Annotated in this window: 18 protein-coding genes; 9 read left to right on the forward strand and 9 right to left on the reverse strand. The window is 66.4% G+C overall.

The genetic code is table 11. The features are described 5' to 3' along the window. Positions 1–4: 4 nt before the first annotated feature. The gene (locus G6N37_RS11815; protein ID WP_163680313.1) at positions 5–1,630 is read right to left on the reverse strand and encodes a flavin-containing monooxygenase; all 1,626 of its coding nucleotides are present in this window, start codon (positions 1,628–1,630) and stop codon (positions 5–7) included. A gap of 81 nt (positions 1,631–1,711) precedes the next feature. On the opposite strand from G6N37_RS11815, the gene G6N37_RS11820 reads away from it, so the two are divergent. The 7 genes from G6N37_RS11820 (at position 1,712) to G6N37_RS11850 (ending at position 9,312) form a co-directional block, all read left to right on the forward strand. After that, on the forward strand, positions 1,712–2,716 hold the full coding sequence (locus tag G6N37_RS11820) for a Rieske 2Fe-2S domain-containing protein (protein ID WP_163680316.1): 1,005 nt from the start codon (positions 1,712–1,714) through the stop codon (positions 2,714–2,716). Next, the gene (locus tag G6N37_RS11825; protein ID WP_163680319.1) at positions 2,713–3,333 is read left to right on the forward strand and encodes a cysteine hydrolase; all 621 of its coding nucleotides are present in this window, start codon (positions 2,713–2,715) and stop codon (positions 3,331–3,333) included. Before G6N37_RS11820 ends, G6N37_RS11825 begins: the two co-directional genes overlap by 4 nt. Continuing rightward, the gene (locus G6N37_RS11830) at positions 3,330–3,950 is read left to right on the forward strand and encodes a PaaI family thioesterase (RefSeq protein WP_163680322.1); all 621 of its coding nucleotides are present in this window, start codon (positions 3,330–3,332) and stop codon (positions 3,948–3,950) included. The genes G6N37_RS11825 and G6N37_RS11830 overlap by 4 nt, the downstream gene beginning before the upstream one ends. 8 nt (positions 3,951–3,958) lie before the next feature. Beyond that, the gene (locus tag G6N37_RS11835; RefSeq protein ID WP_163680325.1) at positions 3,959–5,611 is read left to right on the forward strand and encodes an acyl-CoA synthetase; all 1,653 of its coding nucleotides are present in this window, start codon (positions 3,959–3,961) and stop codon (positions 5,609–5,611) included. A 99-nt stretch (positions 5,612–5,710) separates the two neighbouring features. Continuing rightward, positions 5,711–6,919 (forward strand): cytochrome P450, encoded by a 1,209-nt coding sequence (locus G6N37_RS11840; protein ID WP_163680328.1) that lies wholly within the window; start codon positions 5,711–5,713, stop codon positions 6,917–6,919. A gap of 21 nt (positions 6,920–6,940) precedes the next feature. After that, on the forward strand, positions 6,941–8,158 hold the full coding sequence (locus G6N37_RS11845; protein WP_163684943.1) for a CaiB/BaiF CoA transferase family protein: 1,218 nt from the start codon (positions 6,941–6,943) through the stop codon (positions 8,156–8,158). Between the two features lie 8 nt (positions 8,159–8,166). Then, a complete protein-coding gene (locus tag G6N37_RS11850) occupies positions 8,167–9,312 on the forward strand; it encodes a thiolase family protein (RefSeq protein WP_163684945.1) in 1,146 nt (381 codons plus the stop codon). 185 nt (positions 9,313–9,497) lie between these two features. On the opposite strand, the gene trxA is transcribed toward G6N37_RS11850, so the two are convergent. Both trxA and G6N37_RS11860 read right to left on the reverse strand, forming a co-directional pair. Then, on the reverse strand, positions 9,498–9,872 hold the full coding sequence (trxA, locus tag G6N37_RS11855; RefSeq protein ID WP_163680331.1) for a thioredoxin: 375 nt from the start codon (positions 9,870–9,872) through the stop codon (positions 9,498–9,500). 93 nt (positions 9,873–9,965) lie between these two features. Further along, a complete protein-coding gene (locus G6N37_RS11860; protein WP_163680334.1) occupies positions 9,966–10,334 on the reverse strand; it encodes a carboxymuconolactone decarboxylase family protein in 369 nt (122 codons plus the stop codon). 205 nt (positions 10,335–10,539) lie between these two features. Between G6N37_RS11860 and G6N37_RS11865 the strand changes: the two genes are divergently transcribed. Together G6N37_RS11865 and G6N37_RS11870 are read left to right on the forward strand one after the other, a co-directional pair. Beyond that, entirely contained in the window at positions 10,540–11,997 is a 1,458-nt protein-coding gene (locus tag G6N37_RS11865; RefSeq protein ID WP_163680337.1) for an NAD(P)/FAD-dependent oxidoreductase, read from the forward strand. Between the two features lie 11 nt (positions 11,998–12,008). Continuing rightward, the gene (locus tag G6N37_RS11870; RefSeq protein ID WP_163674201.1) at positions 12,009–12,182 is read left to right on the forward strand and encodes a hypothetical protein; all 174 of its coding nucleotides are present in this window, start codon (positions 12,009–12,011) and stop codon (positions 12,180–12,182) included. 43 nt (positions 12,183–12,225) lie between these two features. Here G6N37_RS11870 and G6N37_RS11875 read toward each other — a convergent pair whose 3' ends face one another. Genes G6N37_RS11875 through G6N37_RS11900 form a run of 6 tightly spaced genes read right to left on the reverse strand, consistent with a single transcriptional unit; the run spans position 12,226 to position 19,067 of the window. Beyond that, positions 12,226–13,425 carry an acyl-CoA dehydrogenase family protein gene (locus G6N37_RS11875; RefSeq protein ID WP_163680341.1) on the reverse strand — a complete coding sequence of 400 codons (1,200 nt, stop codon included), beginning with the start codon at positions 13,423–13,425 and terminating at the stop codon, positions 12,226–12,228. A gap of 14 nt (positions 13,426–13,439) precedes the next feature. Beyond that, on the reverse strand, positions 13,440–14,498 hold the full coding sequence (locus G6N37_RS11880) for an acyl-CoA dehydrogenase family protein (RefSeq protein ID WP_163680344.1): 1,059 nt from the start codon (positions 14,496–14,498) through the stop codon (positions 13,440–13,442). Positions 14,499–14,500: 2 nt separating this feature from the next. Beyond that, entirely contained in the window at positions 14,501–15,331 is an 831-nt protein-coding gene (locus G6N37_RS11885; protein WP_163680347.1) for an amidohydrolase family protein, read from the reverse strand. Then, positions 15,312–16,979 carry an acyl-CoA synthetase gene (locus G6N37_RS11890; RefSeq protein WP_163680349.1) on the reverse strand — a complete coding sequence of 556 codons (1,668 nt, stop codon included), beginning with the start codon at positions 16,977–16,979 and terminating at the stop codon, positions 15,312–15,314. The genes G6N37_RS11885 and G6N37_RS11890 overlap by 20 nt, the downstream gene beginning before the upstream one ends. A gap of 11 nt (positions 16,980–16,990) precedes the next feature. Further along, on the reverse strand, positions 16,991–18,193 hold the full coding sequence (locus G6N37_RS11895) for an amidohydrolase family protein (RefSeq protein WP_163680352.1): 1,203 nt from the start codon (positions 18,191–18,193) through the stop codon (positions 16,991–16,993). 31 nt (positions 18,194–18,224) lie between these two features. Further along, complete coding sequence (locus tag G6N37_RS11900) at positions 18,225–19,067, reverse strand: enoyl-CoA hydratase (RefSeq protein WP_163680355.1); 843 nt, start codon at positions 19,065–19,067, stop codon at positions 18,225–18,227. Positions 19,068–19,122: the final 55 nt, after the last annotated feature.

Genomic DNA, 19,122 nt, shown 5'->3' on the forward strand with positions numbered 1-19,122 from the left:
CCACCTAAGCGAGCTTGAAACCGGTGTATCCGTCGGCCGCGACTTCGTCGCAGCGGCGCCGATATTCGGGGATCCCGCCGGTATAGCCCATGTACATTCGCTTCTTCCCGGGCACGTTGCCGCCGTTGTACCACGAGTTGCAGGACGGGTGGACCAGCACCGTCGGCGCGACGAGCGCGGTGGCGTGGTCGATCCACTCCTGTTGTGCGGTGGCCAGCGCCTCGATCGTGCGGATACCGCGGGCCCGCAGGTGTGCGATGCAATCACCGATCCACTCCACATGCTGTTCCAGCGCGGCGACGAAGTTGGTGGCGGCGCTGGGGCTGCCCGGCCCCTGGATGGTGAAGAGGTTCGGGAAGCCCGCCACCGCCAACCCAAGATAGGACAGCGGACCCTCGCTCGCCCAGAACTCGGCGAGCGACATCCCATCGCGGCCGCGCACGTCGATGCGGCTCAGCGCCCCCGTCATCGCGTCGAACCCCGTGGCGTACACAATGACATCCAGGTCGTAGGAGCCGCCCTCGGTGCGGATTCCGCCCGGCGTCACCTCCCGGATCGGCGACTTGCGCAGGTCGACGAGGGTGACGTTGTCCCGGTTGAACGTCTCGTAGTAGCCCTGGTCGATGATCGGCCGTTTGCAGGCGAACGGATGGACGGGCACCAGCGAGGCCGCCGTTTCCGGGTCCTTGACGATGCGGGCCACCGCCTCGCCATACAATTCGGCGGCCATTCGGTTGGCCTCGATGTCGAAGAAGACGTCGCCCCAGTTGAGCGCGCCCATGACGCCGTGCTCCTCGATGGCACGCAACTGCTCGTCGCGCGTGGCCGACTTCAGCGGCGGCCTGCCCAGCATCTCCAGCAGTACCGAGAAGGCGCTCAGCCGCGCCGCCCCGATCGGGTGGGCCCGTTGCGCGGCGCGGATTTCGCCGTAGCGGGCCTTCATCCCGTCCAGCTCGCCGGCCTCGAACCGGCGCACGCGCCACGGCAGGGTGTAAGCGGGCGAACGTTGGAACACGCAGAGCCGCAACGCTTGCCGGGCCACGATGGGAATGAGCTGAACGCCGGTGGAACCTGTCCCGATGACGCCGACCCGCTTACCGGTCAGGTCGAAGCCCTCCTTGGGCCAGTGGCTGGTGTACAGCGACGTCCCGGTGAAGGTGTCCATGCCCGGGATGTCGGGCTGCAACGGAACGGACAGGATGCCGGATGCGGCGACGACGAACGGGGCCCGGAAAGTTTCGCCGCCCTCGGTTCGGACCAGCCAGGCCGCGGCGTCCTCGTCGAAGGTCATGGCGACGACCTTGGTGTGGAACTGGATGTCGCGGCGAAGGTCGAGCCGGTCGGCGACGAAGTTCAGGTAGGCCTCGATCTCCGGCTGGGCCGGCATCGACTCGGTCCAAACCCATTCCTGCTGAATCTCTTCGGAGAAGCTGTAGGAGTATTCGATGCTCTCGATGTCGCAGCGGGCACCCGGGTATCGGTTGTACCACCACGTGCCGCCGACGTTTTCGGCCATCTCCAGGACACGGGTCCGGATGCCCAATTGGCGCAGCCGATGCAGCATGTACAGCCCTGAGAAGCCGGCGCCGATGACGATGACGTCGATCCGGGTATCAGCCGCTTCAGTCACTTCACTCCTTGCCGTGCACGGGCCGGACTGCTGAAATCTATACTGTAACGGACTTAGTATCAGGCAATCGGAGGCTTCACTTTGAAAGTGCCCTTCACCTGGAAGGTCACCGGGTGGTTCATGGTCGGGTGGTCTCCCGAGTTTCCCGCCGGCGAGGTCCGGCCGCTGCACTACTTCGGTGAGGACTTGGTCGCCTACCGCGACGCGTCCGGGCAGCTACACGTGCTGGAAGCGCACTGCAAACACCTCGGCGCCCACATCGGCCACGGCGGCAAGGTGCTGGGCGACTGCGTCGAGTGCCCGTTCCACGGCTGGCGCTGGGGCCCCGACGGCACCAACCGGTACATCCCCTACCAACCCGACCGGCCCAACCGCGCGCTGCGGCTGCGGGTGTACCCGGTGCGCGAGCAGTACGACTGCGTGTTCATCTGGCACCAACCGGAAGGCAAGGAGCCGCAGTGGGAGATGCCGGACATCTTCCGGAAGTTTCCGCAGTTCGAGACCGACCCCGCGGCCTACTACCGCGCGTATCCGGAGTTCTCCCGGCGCGCCGAGCGCGAACCGGTGCATCCACAGATCGTCGCGGAGAACGCCCCCGACAGCGCCCATTTCGAATACGTGCACCACGCCACCGTGACCCCGCGGGTGCTGGACTGGAAGATCGTCGACCACGAGTGGCAGTTCGTCGCGGGATGGCCCGACGCGCGCAGCGGCAACCCCGAGGATCTCGCGTTACGGTTCCACAGCCACCTGTTCGGCCTGGGCGGGGCCATCAGCGTCTTCGAGGGAGCACAGAACCATCGGCTGATCTTCACCTGCACGCCGGTCGACGACGAGTGCTCGGACCTCTTCTACTCCATCTGGTGGCCCCGGGTCCCCGGCGACACCGCGGACGTACCGCACGGCAAGCTACGCGACGTGATCGAAAAGCAGTTCCTGTCCACCGTCTTCGACGATCTGCAGATCTGGCGCTACCAGAAGTACGTCGAAAACCCGGCGCTTTCCAAAGTTGACGCGAAAGGCTATATGGCACTGCGAAAGTGGGCGAAGCAGTTCTATGACGTCCCGCCGGCAGTACCGGCATGACACCGACCCTTGCCGAAATCGCGGCGCCCCAGCACACCGCGATCGTCACGCAGGAGTGCCAGGGGGCGGTCATCGGTCCCGACGCGGGGCTGGCGATGTTGGCCGAGGAGGCCCGGCGGGTCGCGCTGCCCAACATCGTCCGGCTCTTGCCGGCGGCCCGGGCGGCCGGGGTACGCGTCGTGCACTGCCTGGTACAGCGGCGGCCCGACGGGCTGGGCTCCAACCACAACGCCAAGATCTTCGCCATGGGACACGGTCAGGTCGACATCACGCCGGGCACCCCGGGGGCGGCCGTGCTACCCGAATTAGGTCCCGAGCCAGGCGATCTGGCGCTGAGCCGCTGGCACGGCGTCGGGCCGATGGGCGGCACCGACCTGGACGCGGTACTGCGGAATCTCGGCGTGTCCACCATCGTTGTCGTCGGGGTGTCGCTGAACATCGCCATCCCCAATGTCGTGATGGACGCGGTCAACGCCGCCTACCGCGTGATCGTTCCCCGGGACGCCGTTGCCGGCATACCTACCGAGTACGGAGAGGCCATCATCGCCAACACCCTGTCGCTGCTCGCGACCATCACCACCACCGACGAGTTGCTCAGCGCGTGGACGCGGCCATGACCGACACCGCTCCCGGGGTTCGCGGCGGATTCCCCGATATCAAGCCGGCCGAACACGCGCCGCCCGGGTTGGGCCGATTCGTCACCGCGATGCGCCGCCTGCAGGATCTGACCCTCGCCAGTAATCCGGACAGCTCGGCGTGGACGGCCGCGGCCCGGCACGTCGAAGACGCCTGCGCACTACTGGACGGCCACCAGGTGCCCGAGGGCATGGCGCCGGCCGGCCGCGTCATCGAACTGCCCGGCCTGGGCCACCCCCTGCTCCCGCCGTGGACCGTTACGGAATCCGGGCCGACTGGCGTCACCATGGCGGGACACTTCACCCGCTCGCATGTCGGCGGAAACAACGCCGTGCACGGCGGAATGATCCCGCTGTTCTACGACTGGCTGTTCGGGATGGTGGTCTCTACTGCCGGCACTCCCCCCACCCGCACCGCCTACCTGCATGTCGACTACCGAAACATCACCCCGATCGACGAGCCGCTAACCGCCCACGGCCACATCACCGAAATCGACGGCAGGAAGATCTTCATCTCGGCTACGATGACGGCCGCTGATGGCACGCTGCTCAGCGAAGCCAACGGCCTGATGGTCCGACTGCTCCCCCACCAGCCATGAGAGGCCTGATGTCCGACACAGCAACACAATTCACGGTGCCCGCTGTCGCGGCGGCCGTTGCGTCCGCGATTCCCGATCGGGAGCTGCTGATTCAGGGCGGACGGCGGTACAGCTACGCACAGGTGCTCGAGCGGTCGCACCGCCTCGCCGCTTACCTGCATTCCCGTGGACTCGGGTGCCGCACCGAACGCTCCGCGCTCGCCGGCCACGAGGCGGGCCAAGACCTGCTCGGCATCTACGCCTACAACGGCAACGAATTCGTCGAGTCGTTGCTGGGCTCGTTCCAGGCCCGGGTTGCCCCCTTCAACGTCAACTTCCGCTACGTCAAGAGCGAGCTGCAGTATCTGTTGGCGGATGCGGGGGCAACCGCGCTGATCTACCACGCCGCATTCGCGCCTCGGGTGGCCGAAATCCTGCCGGACCTCCCCCAATTGCGGGTGCTGATTCAGATCGCCGACGACTCGGGCAACGACCTGATCTACGGCGCAGTCGATTACGAGAGCGTCATCGCATCCTGCGCGCCGGAGCCACCACCGGTGCAGCATTCACCGGACGACCTGTACGTCCTGTACACCGGCGGCACCACGGGAATGCCGAAAGGCGTGCTGTGGCGCCAGCATGACATCTTCATGACGTCCTTCGGCGGACGCAACCTGATGACCGGCGAGCCGTTCGGGTCCGTCGAGGACATCGCGGCCGGCGTGGTCGGGGGCCCCGGCACCAAGCTGATGATCCTGCCGCCGCTGATGCACGGTGCGGCCCAGTGGAGCGTGATGACGGCGATCACGACCGGACAATCCGTCGTCTTCCCGTCGGTCGTCGATCGTCTGGACGCCGACGAGGTCGTCCGCACCATCGAGCGTGAGCGGGTGACCGTGGTGACGGTGGTGGGCGACGCGATGGCCCGCCCGTTGGTCACCGCCATCGAGAAGGGGATCGCGGACGTCTCGTCGTTGGCCGTGGTCGCCAACGGGGGCGCATTGCTCACCCCGTTCGTCAAGCAGCGCCTGATCGAGGTGCTGCCCAACGTCGTCGTCGTCGACGGTGTCGGATCGTCGGAGACCGGCGCGCAGATGCACCACATGTCCACGTCGGGGGCGGTGTCGACCGGCACCTTCAACGCGGGACCGGACACGTCCGTGGCGGCCGAGGATCTGAGCGCCATCCTGGAACCGGGCCATGACGGGATGGGCTGGTTGGCGCAGCGGGGTTACGTTCCGCTGGGCTACAAGGGCGATGCGGCCAAGACCGCCAAGACATTTCCTGTCATCGACGGGGTGAGGTATGCGATTCCCGGTGATCGGGCACGCCACCGCGCCGACGGCAGCATCGAACTGCTGGGCCGCGATTCGGTGACGATCAACTCGGGCGGCGAGAAGATCTTCGTCGAGGAGGTCGAGACCGCGATCGCGTCGCATCCCGCGGTGGCCGACGTGGTGGTCGCGGGGCGGCCCAGCGAACGATGGGGCCAGGAGGTGGTCGCCGTGGTCGCGCTGGCTCAGGGCGCCCACGCCGACGCCGAGGAGTTGGTCGCACACGCCGGGCAGTCGTTGGCGCGCTACAAGCTTCCCAAGGCGATCGTGTTCCGCGCGGCAATCGAGCGCAGCCCGTCGGGCAAGGCCGACTACCGGTGGGCGCGCGAGCAGGCGGTGAACGGCTGACCGCGGAGCAATGCCCCCGCCCATATTGTCTACTGTAAGAATTACAGTACGATCGTACGCGAGGCTTTGCCGTTCACGCAGAGATGCTGGAGATCCAAGGTGACGACCAACGTTCACGCCGCCGCCAGTGCCGACGGCCAGACTGTCAGCCTGCGTGACCCCTACCCGTTCTTCGCGCTCAAGCGCCGCGAATCCGGGGTGTTTCGCGGGACGGTCATGGACTATTCCAAAACACCCGAGTCGCTGGTGCCCAAGCGTGAGTTCTCCGCGGTGTCCTTCGACGCGGTGAACACGGTGTTCCGGGACGGCCGGGTGTACAGCTCCGCACCGTATGACAAGACGATCGGCCTGTTCATGGGGCCGACCATCCTGGCGATGGAGGGAAAGAAACATCGCGACCACCGCAACCTCGTGTCCGCGGCGTTCAAGTCCAAGGCGTTGGCCCGCTGGGAGAACACCATCGTGCGGCCGATCTGCAACGCGCTGATCGACGACTTCATCGACACCGGCCAGGCCGACCTGGTCCGCAATTTCACCTTCGAATTCCCCACCCGCGTCATCGCCCAGCTGTTGGGGCTGCCCGCCGACGACCTGCCGACGTTTCGGAAGCGCGCGGTGCAGCTGATCAGTTATCACGTCGACTACGAGCACGCCTTCGAGGCGTCTGCGGCGCTCAAGGATTACTTCGTCGAGCAGATCGAACAGCGCAAGTCCCACCCCACGCAGGACATCATCGGTGACCTGGTCACCGCGGAGATCGACGGCGAAAAGCTAAGCGACGAAGCGATTTACTCCTTCCTGCGGTTGCTGCTGCCGGCCGGGTTGGAGACCACCTACCGGTCGTCGGGCAACCTGCTGTACCTGCTGCTCACCCACCCGGACCAGTTCGCCGCGGTCCAGGCCGACCCCGGGCTCTTGCCGCAGGCGATCGAGGAAGGACTGCGGTTCGAGACCCCGCTGACCACGGTGCAGCGATTCACCACCGAGGACACCGAGCTCGGAGGCGTCGCGATACCGGCGCGTTCGGTCGTCGGGGTGTGCATCGGCGCCGCGAACCGCGACGAGCGGCGCTGGGAACGCCCCGAGGAGTTCGACATCTTCCGCACACACCTGCCGCACATCTCCTTCGCCGCCGGCGAACACACGTGCCTCGGTCTGCACCTGGCGCGACTGGAAACCCGCGTCGCGGTCGAGTGCCTGCTGGACCGGGTGACCAACGTCAGGTTGCTGACCGACGACGACCCGCACATCCACGGCCAGCCGTTCCGTTCACCGACGGCGCTTCCCGTGACGTTCGACGCGAAGTAGGGTCCGAAAATGGTAAAAGTCATGTCGGGCTTCCGGGTCCTGGAACTTGCCCAATTCACGTTCGTCCCGGCGGCGGGAGCCATCCTGGCCGATTGGGGCGCCGACGTCATCAAGGTCGAACACCCGCTGCGCGGCGACACCCAACGCGGCTTCATCAACATGGGTGGCATCCAGCTTGATCCGGAGCGGCACCCGCTGATGGAACATCCCAACCGGGGCAAACGCAGCGTCGGGATCGATGTTTCCACGCCGGGCGGTCAGGAAGTGATCTATGAACTGGCCAAGACCTCGGATGTGTTCCTCACCAACTACATGCCGGCGCAGCGGCAGAAGCACAAGTTCGACGTGGAGCACATCCGCGCGGTGAACCCGAACATCGTCTACGCGCGCGGTTCGGCGTACGGCGACAAGGGCGCCGAGCGTGACGTGGGTGGCTATGACGGGACGGCGTTCTGGACGCGCAGCGGCATCGGGTACGCGCTGACGCCGGAGGAGCTGGGCGGCGCACTGGGGCAAGGCATTCCGGCGTTCGGTGACTCCATCGGCGGCATGTTCATCGCCGGCGGCATTTCGGCGGCGCTACTGCATCGCGAGCGCACCGGCGAAGCCCTCGAGCTCGACGTGTCGTTGCTGAGCACGGCTTGGTGGGCGGCGGGGGCGAGCGTGACGCAGGGCATGGAGACCGGACAGGTGATGCGCACTCCCATGCCAGGCTCCCCCACCGCGATGTCGGTGAACCCCTTCATGGGCAACTACGAAACCTCCGACGGCGGCACCATCAACCTGTGCATCATCAGCCCGACGGGCTTGATCCGCGACACGTTCGAGCATCTGGGCATCCCCGAGGCGGCCGACGACCCCCGCTTCTCCGACGTGCTGCCCTTGATCCAGAACGCCGGCGCGGCCGCGGAGCTCATCGCAGAGGCCTTCGCCCGCAAGCCCTTCGACTATTGGCGGCAGCACCTGAAGACGATGAAGGGTCAGTGGGCGCCGTTCCAGAGCCTCCTCGACCTGATCGACGACGAGCAGGCCCTGGCCAACGACATGGTCAGCGAGGTCGAACTCGCCAGCGGCGGAAAGCCTTTCCGCGTGGTGCGCGGCCCGGTGCAGTTCAACCACGAGCCCCTGGTGACCACCCGGGCGCCCCAGGCCTCCGAGCACACCGAGATCGTGCTGATGGAGCTGGGCATGGAATGGGACCGCATCGAGGAACTGAAGGACACGGGAGCCATCGCGTGACGGTCGGCATGCATGACGTGGCCATCATCGGGGTGGGCCTGCACCCGTTCGGCCGCTTCGAGGGCAAGTCCGCGATGGAAATGGCCGCGGACGCCATCCAACTCGCGATCGCCGACGCCGGCATCGAATGGCAGGACGTCCAGGCCGCCACGGGCGGCAGCTGGACGGTGGCCAATCCCGACGCGATCGTGGCCATGGTCGGGCTGTCGGGCATCCCGTTCACCAACGTGTTCAACGCGTGCGCGACGGCGGCCAGCGCCGCCAAGGCCTGCGCTGACGGTATCCGGTTGGGCGACTACGACATCGGGATCGCCATCGGCCTGGACAAGCACCCGCGCGGCGCCTTCACCGAGGACCCGGCCCTGGTGGGGATGCCGCGCTGGTATGCGGAGAACGGGCAGTACCTGACGACGAAGTTCTTCGGTATGAAGGCCAACCGCTACCTGCACGACCACGGCATCTCACAGCAGACGTTGGCCAAGGTGGCCGCCAAGAACTTTCGCAACGGTGCGCTGAACCCCAATGCCTTTCGCCGCAAGCCGATCTCCGAAGACGACATCCTCAGCTCGGCGATGCTGAATTACCCGCTCACGCAGTACATGTTCTGCGCGCCCGACGAGGGTGCCGCCGCGGTCGTGATGTGCCGCGGCGACATCGCGCACCGCTACACCGGCACGCCGATCTTCTTGCGGGCGGTCGAGGTGCGCACCCGCCGCTATGGCGCCTACGAGGTCAACACCACCTTCGCCCCGGTCGACGAGGACGTCTCCCCGACCGTTTACGCGTCCCGCGCCGCGTTCGAGAAGGCGGGGGTGGCGCCGCAGGACGTCGACGTCATCCAGCTGCAGGACACCGACGCCGGCGCGGAGATCATCCACATGGCCGAATGCGGGTTCTGCGCCGACGGAGAGCAGGAAAAGCTCCTGGCCGACGGCGACACCGAGATCAGCGGCTCGATGCCGATCAACACCGACGGCGGGCTGATCGCGAACGGCGAGCCGATCGGGGCGTCAGGCCTGCGCCAGATCCATGAACTGGTGCGCCAACTTCGCGGCGAGGCCGGCGATCGCCAGGTGGCCGGCTCGCCGCGCGTCGGGTTCGCGCAACTCTACGGGGCGCCGGGCACGGCCGCAGCGACGATCCTGACGACCTGACCAGGGGTGCACGCGCTATCTGGCGGCGCTTTGACCGCAGGTGCATCGCTGATCGGTGGGCACCCGCTTCATCACGCTCTCGGCGTGCGCGCCGCACCCCGCCCAGGTGATCTTTCCGCAGCGCCGACAGCGCACGGGGTAGCACATGGTTGCTCCCTACTGCTCAGGGCGAAGCGATTGCGCCACTACGCCTGCACAGCAGCTTTGCGCTCGGCGATCTTGGCACGCACCTTCTCCATGTCAAGACCCTTGACCTGGTCGATCAAGTCGTCCAGCACGGCTGGTGACATCGCTCCCGGCTGACTGTAAATGAGGATGCCGTCGCGGAACGCCATGATTGTCGGCACCGAGCGGATGCCCACAGTCGCGGCCAGTTCGCGCTCGGCGTCGGTGTCCACCTTGGCGTACACGATATCCGGGTGGCTCTGCGAGGACCGCTCGAAGACCGGCGCGAAAGCCCGGCATGGCCCACACCAGGGGGCCCAGAAGTCAACGAGCACAATCGGACTTGCGAGCACCGTCGACTCGAAGTCGGCGGCGGTCAGTGTCTGGACGGTCATGATTGCTCCTTTCGAGCTTTGATGGTTACGACCGAATCTGGTTCCGCAGCGGGCTTCCTAACGTGCCCACGCGGCTGGGTCTTATTGAGTCGATCAGGAGACGGGCTCGGCGGCGCTGTCGGCGAATTCGCAGAAGGCGCTGTACGCGCGCGCACCGTAAATGGTGGCCGGCCCGCCATGCATGAGGATGGTGACGCCGATCGCCTCGGCGGCCTCTTGTTTGGATGCTCCGGCACGGGCCGCCCCTTGGGCGTGCGAGGCGATGCAGCCGTCGCATCCGGCGACGACCCCGATCGCCATCGCGATCAGCTCCTTGAACTTTTTGTCCAAGGCGCCCGAGGTCAGTGCGCCGTTGCTCATCTCGGCGAAACCCCGGTACACGTCGGGGATCATCTTGCGCAGGGCGCGGTGCTGGGGGTTGAGGTCGTCCAGCACCTGTTGGTAGTGAGTGTGCTCTGTCATGACATGTACAATACCTATACGGGTAGGGGTATTCCTGCGGTCCGGCTAATTTTTCCTCCGGTGCGCATCTACCTCGCCCAATAGAGTCCATCGGCCCTAGAAACGCGCCATCGCGGCGCGCAGTCTGGCCTTGGAGCGCCCGGCGTTCCCAGACGCGGCGGTTACGCCGCACGGTGATGCCGGCGCAGAGAGCAGAGGAGCATCAATGGCACGAGTCGTCATCCTCGGCGCTGGCATCGCCGGGCACACCGCCGCGCTACACCTTCGCCGATGGCTGGGCCGCAGTCACGAAGTCGTCGTGATTTCCCCCAACGCCGACTGGAACTGGATTCCGTCGAACATCTGGGTCGGGGTGGGCCGCATGGATCCCGCCAAGGTCCTGATTCCGCTCAAACCCATCTACCGCCGCAAGGGCATCGTGTTTCATCAAGCGCTTGCCACCGCGATCCATCCGGAGGGCACCAAAGATCAGTCGGCGCCCTCGGTGGACTTCACCTACACCGATGAGGAGCACGGCGGCCGGAGCGGCACCATTACTTATGACTACCTCGTCAACGCCACCGGACCGCGCCTGAACTTCGCGGCCACCCCCGGGCTCGGCCCCGCCGGCCACTCATACTCGGTGTGCACCGCGGCCCACGCCGTCGAGGCGGCCGAGGCGCTGGACCGGGTCATCGCCAGGATGAAGGCCGGCGAGAAGCAGCGCCTGGTCATCGGCGTCGGACACGGCACCTGCACCTGCGAGGGCGCGGCCTTCGAGTACGCCTTCAACGTCGAGCACACGTTGCGAGCCGCCGGCGTGCGGGACCTGGCCGAGGTCGTCTACCTCACCAACGAGTACGAACTGGGCGATTTCGGCGTCGGTGGCATGAGTTTCGTCGAACAGGGCTTCGTGCAGTCCAGCCGGCTATGGACCGAGTCGCTGTTCCGCGAGCGCGGCGTCAAGGCCATCACGCAAGCGGCCGTCCACGAGGTGATGGACGGCAAGCTGCGCTACGAGCAACTCGACGGCAGAGAGCAAGAATTGGACTTCGACTTCGCCATGCTGCTACCACCGTTCAGGGGAGCTGAACTGGCGGCATACGACAAGGACGGCAACGACATCAGCTCCGTCCTGTTCGCGCCATCGGGCTTCATGAAGGTCGACGCGGACTACTCAGGCAAGCCCTATGACGAATGGTCCGCGGAGGATTGGCCGCACACCTACGAGTCCCCCGCCTATCCGAACATCTTCGCCCCGGGCATCGCGTTCGCGCCCCCGCATCCCATCTCCCGGCCGCGCACGAGTCCCACCGGGACCGTGATCACGCCGAGTCCACCGCGCACCGGCATGCCGTCGGGCATTATGGCCAAGACGGTCGCTGAGACGATCCGCGACCGAATCACCAAGGGAACGACCGCAGTTGCGCACCGCGCCTCGATGTCGAGCATGGGCGCCGCGTGCGTCGCCTCGGCAGGCACCGGATTACGCGAAGGCTCGGCCGCCGCCATGACGATGTTCCCGGTGGTCCCCGATCCGGTGAAGTACCCGCAAACCGGTCGTGACATCGCCGGCACCTCCGGTGAGCTCGGGCTTGCCGGCCACTGGATCAAGCTGCTGCTGCACTATCTCTTCATTTACAAGGCCAAAGCCCGCCCATTCTGGTGGCTGATCCCCGAGTGAAAGGCACTTCGATGGAAGACGGAACCTCCTACTCGGACGTGAACGCGCTGACCGCCGAGCGCATCGCCGACGCACCGCTGCCCACTCCGGCGAGGCTGCGGATGCGGCAGAACGTCTTCGTGCAGTTCGGGCGCTTCATCCGTATCAATCTCAAGATGCTGCGGATCATCTACGGGCACGGCTGACGCGCCGGCCCGGATCGGCAGGCAGCAATTCGGTGGCTCCGGGTCAGGAGACCTTCTTGACCGGCGGCGCGTAAGCCGGCTTGCCCAGGCCCAACATGTACTGGGCGATCATGTTGCGGAACACCTCCAGCGTGCCGCCGTAGATCCCCACCAGTGGGGCGAACCGGTAGGCGTATTCGGCGCTGCCGTCATCGGCGGCCGCTTCGGTTCCGAACGGCAGCGCGGAGGCGGCCCCGAGGATGTCCATCAGTTCGGGAGAGATGTCGCGCATCGTTTGCGCGATGGCGACCCGGCCGAAGATGCTCGGGGTGGCCAGCGCCGTCTCCAGCCGAGCGACGCAGCGGCCCAGCCGATATGCGACCGACGCGTCGTCAATCAGCCGGCGCCCGGCGCCGTCGGGGCGGGTCACCCGCGCCGCCGCGTTGTCCACCGCCTCGGACAGCGACCCGGCCTGGTGCATCATGATTGACGTGTCCTGCAGCCCGTCGGGGGCGGCGGCAACGGCGCCGTGCTCGACGTTGAGCGGTTCGCGCAGCACCGTCCAGCCGCCGTTCACCTCGCCCAGCCGGTACTTGTCGTCCACGCGGACGTCGCTGTAGTAGACGATGTTGGTCCGATCGCCGTCCACCGTGCGGATACCCTGGATTTCGATGCCCGGCGAATCCAGCGGCACCAGGAACATGGTGAGACTCTTGTGCTTCGGCGCGTCCGGGGCGGTGTTGGCGATCAGGAAGACGTACTGGCAGTTGTGTGCTCCGGTGGTGAACATCTTGGAGCCATTAATGACCCAGCTCGATCCATCCGCCTCACGCACCGCGCGGGTCTTACAGGTGGCGATATCGGAGCCGCCCTCGGGCTCGGTGTAGCCGAGGCATAATCGGACCTCGCCGCTGAACACCTTCGGCAGTACCTCGTCACGCAGTTGCGGCGACCCGAACTTGTCCACCGAACGGGCCACCATCGCGGTCGTCCCCCACGTCACCCAGGGCACGTGTGCGCGCCGCTTCTCCAGCTCCCAGATGCGCCGCCGTACCCGGGTGAAGCCGCCGTCGGATTCCGGTTTCCACTCGGCCGCCAAATAGCCTGCGGCGCCGAACTTCAGGTGCAGACCTTCGTCGAAATTGTCGCCCGTCTCGCGGTCTCGACGCCTGATCTCCTCGGTCATGTGCGTGGCCAGAAAGCTGCGCGCTTGGTCGCGGAACGCCTGGTCTTCGTCGGACAGCTCGACGGGGGAGAAATCCATGATGTTGCTCCTTTCTACGCCGGCTGCGCCGCGGCCTCGCGGGCGGCCACGATCTCGGCGATCCGTTGGGCCGTGGCACCCGGATCGCCACCGGCGAGGGGCCACCCCCGGGCCCGTACCAGATACGCCGTCGCCGCGGCCTCGGCCGAAACCCCGAGGCCGCCTTGGATGTGGACCGCCATGGTCGCCGCCCTGGCGGCCTCCTCGGCCATGAAAACGAAGGCGGAGGGCGCCAATTCGGGTCGTTCTTCGGGTTCGTTGTCCAGGAACCAGGCGGCGCGTCGAGCCAGGTTACGTCCGCCTTGGACGGTGATGGCCATATTCGCAAGCGGGTGGGAGATCGCCTGCAGCGTCGAGATGGGCACGCCCAGTGTGTAGCGCGTCTTGGCGAACTCGGCGGCGATGGTCATGGTCTCCTCTACCAGCCCGACGAGCGCCGCCGCGGTCAGCAGCCGCCATTCGTCCAGCGCCAGCCGGTAGCTCGCCAGCGCGTCGGGCCCCTCGGCGATGACCTCGCGGGTGTCGGCGACCGCCGGGTCCACCCAGGCCATTGGCAGGCGGCCGATGTTGTCGACCTTCGCCGGGCGGGTGGCGAAGGACAGGCGCACGACTTCGTCGCCCTCGCGGACGACGATCTGGTCGGCGATCGAGCCCGAGGGGATCAACCGCGGGCCGGGCCCGGCGTCGATGCGCGGGTCGAGCGCGGCGAGCTGTTCGCCGTCGGCTACCCCGGCGGCGCCCTCACCCAGCGCGCCGAGACGGCCCAGCAGCCGTGCGGTGCAGACGTGGTCGATCCACGGAACGGGCGCCAGCGACCGGCCGATCTCCTCTGCCACCAGGGTGAGGTCGACCAGGGTGGCGCCGTCACCACCGCACGATTCCGGCAACGCCATGGTCGTCGCGCCCATCCCGCACAACCTCTCCCAGAGGTGCTTGTCGAACCCGGATGGCTCTGCGGCGCGGACTGTTTCGATGGGGCAGTGGGTCTTGAAGAACTGCTTATAGGCGTCGCGCAGAGCGACGTGGTCTTCGGAGAGGCTGTAGTCGAGCCTGCGCAGTTCGAATCGGTCCATGGTCAGCATTCCTTCCCGAAGAAAAAGTCCTGCGCATTGTTGTAAAGGTAGTTATCCAGCACCTCGGCCGGCAGATCAAGGGCACGGGCCTCAGGGATCACCCGACGCATGGGCAATACCGGCCAGTCCGACGCGTAGATCACCTTGTTGGGACCGCGCGTGCGCATGTAGTGCAGCAGGCTCTCCGGCAGCCGCTTGGGTGACCAGGCCGACGTCATGAGCCGCAGGTTCGCGTACTTGAGCAGCAAGCGGATCGCCACGTCCCACCATGGGTCGGCGCCGTGAATCATGCACAGCCGCAATTCGGGAAATCGCACGCAGACCCGGTCCAGGTGCATGGGGTGCTGGACCTCGCCGGGTATTGGCGGTCCCGGTATCCCGGTGTTGACACAGAGCGGAAGCTCCAGTTCCGCGCACTTGGCATAGAGCGGGTAGTACACGGCGTCACTGGGCGGGTACTGACCGTCACCCCAAAAGCTCGGGCCCACCACGGCATACGCGACGGGCAGGTCGCCCGCGACGGCGGCCAATTCGCGCAGGGACCGCACCGGGCGCAGCAGGTTGACCCCGCCCATCGCCAACGCGAACCGGTTCGGTTTGGCTTCGACGAATTTGCGTGCGGTCGTGGACGGGGCGGCAAGCGAGTCCATCAGGATCGCCTTCTGCACACCCTGCTCGTCCATCTCGGCGAGCAATTCGGAGAGGTCGACCGGGGCGAACATCGACTCCGGTCCCTTGAAGTAATCGTCCCTGACCTTGAGCATCCACGTGGGCTGAGATTCGGCTTCCCCGAAGTGGACGTTCACCAGGCAGTCAATCGCTTTGGTGTTCATGACTTCCTTCGGGGTCGGACGGTACCAGCGTGATAGCCGGAACACGTTGTGTGGCTTGCTCTCTGGCCCATCGGTAGTTGGGCTTGCCATTGCCGAGGCGCTCGATCTGCTCGACGAAGATGAAGGCCTTAGGCGCCTTGAAATGCGCCAGTTGCGCCGTGCACGCGTCGTAGAGGGCCTCTTCACTGGGCCGCGCACCGGAATGCGGCGCGACGAGCGCGACGACCTCTTGACCCCACCGCTCGCTTGGCCGCCCTACGACCAGGGCATCGGCGACACCCGGTTGCGCGCGCAGCACTTCCTCGACCTCTTCGACGAAAACCTTTTCGCCACCGGTGTTCACCACCAGCGAATCGCGACCCAGCAGGCGGATGGTGCCGTCGGGTTCGAGCGCTGCCCGGTCGCCCGGTATCACCACCCGCCGGCCGTCGATCTCCGGGAAGGTCCGTTGGGTGGCCTCGGCGTCACCGAAGTAGCCGAGCGGAATGCGACCGGTCCTGGCGGCCCAACCGATTTCCCGCTCACCGGGCCGCAGGAACCGGCTGCGGTCGGCCGAGACCACGGTGGCCCCTTCCCGGGGTTGGAACGTCTCGCTGGCGGTCCCCTCGCGGCTGTGACCGAACGCCATATTGCCGCTTTCGGACGACCCGTAGCCTTCGATGATCGTGATATGCGGCAGGCACTCCATCAGCGCGCGTTTGTGTTTCGCGTTCGTCGCGGCCCCGCCGGTGCCGATCGCGTGCAGCGCGGACAGGTCGTAGGACCGCGCGCGCAACTCGGCGATCAGCGGCCCGGCGTACGCATCGCCCACCATGGTCATCATGCCCACCTTCTCGCGCTCGGCGGTTTCCCACACCGAGCGCACGTCAAGCCTGTTGCGGTCGTCGTAGAGCACCACGGGCAGGCCGGCGCAGAGCGCGGCGAAGGCGGTCCACATGCCGGCGGCGTGCATGAGCGGAGAGACGGCGAACCACGGCTGTCCGCCCGCGGCGACCTTGTCATGGATCTCGGTGACGCTGGCATGGTCGGCGCCCACCATGGAGGACACGTACATGTCGCTCTGTCGCCACAGCACACCCTTCGGTCGCCCCGTCGTTCCGCCGGTGCACATCATGATGAGGTCATCCGGGGACCCCGCCTCCGCGCGGTCCGGGCTGGCGGCCGCCAGGGCGTCGTCGAGCGAGATCGCTTTCGGCAGTTGAGGAACCGTACTGCCGTCATCGATCGAGATCAGCAACTCGGTACCGATCGGGGGCAGGACGTCGGCGAACCGGGCACCGAGCGAGCGGTGATAAATGATGCCCCGCGGGCGCACGTAGTCGAGTAGGTCGCGGATTTCCCGGGGCGAGTAGTGATGATTCACGTTGACGGGGACGGTGCGTGCCTTGAGGCATCCGATGACCATGTCGGGGTAGAGATCGTTGTACATCAGGAGCGCGATGCGGTCCTGGCCGCATTCCCACCCCTGCAGCGCGTCACGGGTCGCATAGACGCCGAAACCCTTGCCGCTGAGGTAGTTCGCCAATCGGTTGGTGCGCACCGCGGATTCGGCGAACGTGCTGACGCGGTCGCCGCACACGGTCATCAGTCGGTCCGGCACGACGTCGGCGATCGCGTCGAGGACCGCGCCTACAGTCCATTCACTCATGGCGCCAGCGGCTATACGGTCGACGGGACCGGTACGCCGAGCAGGTCGAGGGCGTTGTCGCGCATGACTTTACGGATGTCGGATTCGCTGAAGCCGTCGAGTTCAGCTGCGAAGGACACCGGCGTCTCGAGACCTTCGCCGTGCGGCCAGTCGGACCCGAACAGGATCTTGTCGATGCCGATGACGGTGGCCAGCTCGGGCAGATCGTCCTCGTAGTAGGGAGCGATCCACACGTTGTTGCGCAACTGTTCCACCGGATCTTCGGGGAAATGGCGCGGGTAGTTGTTGGCCACCTTCTTCAGCCGTTTGATCAGCCGATGCACGAAGTAGGAGCCGTTCTCGATGCTGACCGCCCTGAGCGTCGGGTGGCGGGTGAACACCCCGTGCACGATCATCGAGGCCATCGTGTCGTGGATGGCACGGTCGTCGAGGAGAACCTGGTCCAGTGGATCCTTTTCGCCGAAACCCTCGAAGGTCGCCTTGCCGCCCCACTGCGCCGCGATGTGCAGATACCCACTGTCGCTGAGGTGGAAGCCCACCGGTACCCCCGCCTCGGCCAGCCGCGCCCACACCGGGTCATGGCTCGGGTCGCCCAGCGACCTCGGCTTGACGACACCGGGCACCGGCGCCGGCCGCACCAGCACCAGCTTGGCGCCTCGCGCCAACACGAAGTCCACCTCTTCGAGCGCCTTGGCCGGATCCGCCAGCGAGATGATCGGCGCGGCAACGATCCGGTGATCGGGCCGGTCGAAGCCCCAATCCTCGTCCAGCCACAGGTTGAATGCGTGCAGCGACGCCATCGTCGCCTCGATGTCGTGTTTGAGCGCCTCCTCGACACCGCACGCGAAAGTCGGCAGCATGAACGCCGTTTCGATGTCCTGAGTGTCCATCACCGCAACCCGCGCGTCGCGGTTCTGGTACTCGGGGTGGTCGGCCAGCCGCTCGACTTTCATCAGCGAGGCGGGGTCGACGCCCTCGGGGATCTCGCCGCGGAACAACAGGTCCAGGCAGCCCGGCACGATGATCGGGTCGAAGGTCGGGTTGGGGATGAAGTGGTTGACCCGGTCACCGATCACGGCCCACGTGCGCTTGCCGTCGTTGAGCATCTGCACGCCTCGCCTCTTGAACTTCTTGTCCAGGTGGCGGGTGAACGCGTCCAGCGGTTCGTAGTAGTGGTTATCGACGTCGATCGCCTTGTAACCCAATGTGGCCATGATCATCCTTTCCGGGCATTACCGGCGAACACTAAGCGTCGGTGGGGTCGAGCGAGGGGAACTGCGGGGGCCGCTTCTCGAGGAAGCTGGTGATGCCTTCGATGACGTCCGGCCGCGGCATCGCCTCGTGCAGCAGGACCTCGGCACGCGACGTGGCGTCAGCGACGTCGCGGGTGGCGTCGCCGTACACCTGCCTCTTGATCACTTCCATGGACGCCGGCGAACAGTTGCGAGCAATGTCTTCGGCGTAGTCCAGCGCGCGCTTCATCAGATCCTGGGGCGCAACCACTTCCTTGACGAGGCCGAGCTCGGCCGCCTCCTCGGCGAGGAAGGTACGGCCACTCAACAACAGATCCAGGGCGACGCCCCACGTGGTGAGTCGCGGCAGGATCCAGGAGATGCCGAACTCGGCGATCAGTCCGCGACGGGCGAACACCGCGGCGAACTTGGCGCCGGCGGCCGCGAACCGGACGTCGCACATGAGTGCCTGGGTCAGGCCGATGCCGACGCAGGCGCCGTTGATCGCCGCGATGACGGGCTTGCGCAACGTGGTCACGAAATGCGGGGGGCGGTCCCCGACCAAGTCGGCGAGGTCGGTTCGACTCGCCTTCTCCATCGTGTCGCCGTAGCTGGGAGCGGAATTCGGCGTGCCAAGATACGCGCCGGCGCAGAAACCCTTGCCGCGTCCGGTCAGCACGATCACCCGGATGTCCGGGTCCCGTTCGGCGCGGTCTATCACGGAGTAGAAACCGGCGGCGATGTCCGGCCCCCAGGCGTTGAGGCGGTCCGGACGGTTGAAGGTCAGGATCGCGACGCCGCTGGCGGTGGCCTCGTAGAGCACTGCGTCCCCGGAAGCGCCGTCGCCGCCCGACATCTCCCCCGGCACCTCCTCAAGATTCCTACCGGATTCCGCGATTGTTTGTACGCAT

The sequence above is a fragment of the Mycobacterium seoulense genome, assembly GCF_010731595.1.
Lineage (GTDB): Bacteria > Actinomycetota > Actinomycetes > Mycobacteriales > Mycobacteriaceae > Mycobacterium > Mycobacterium seoulense.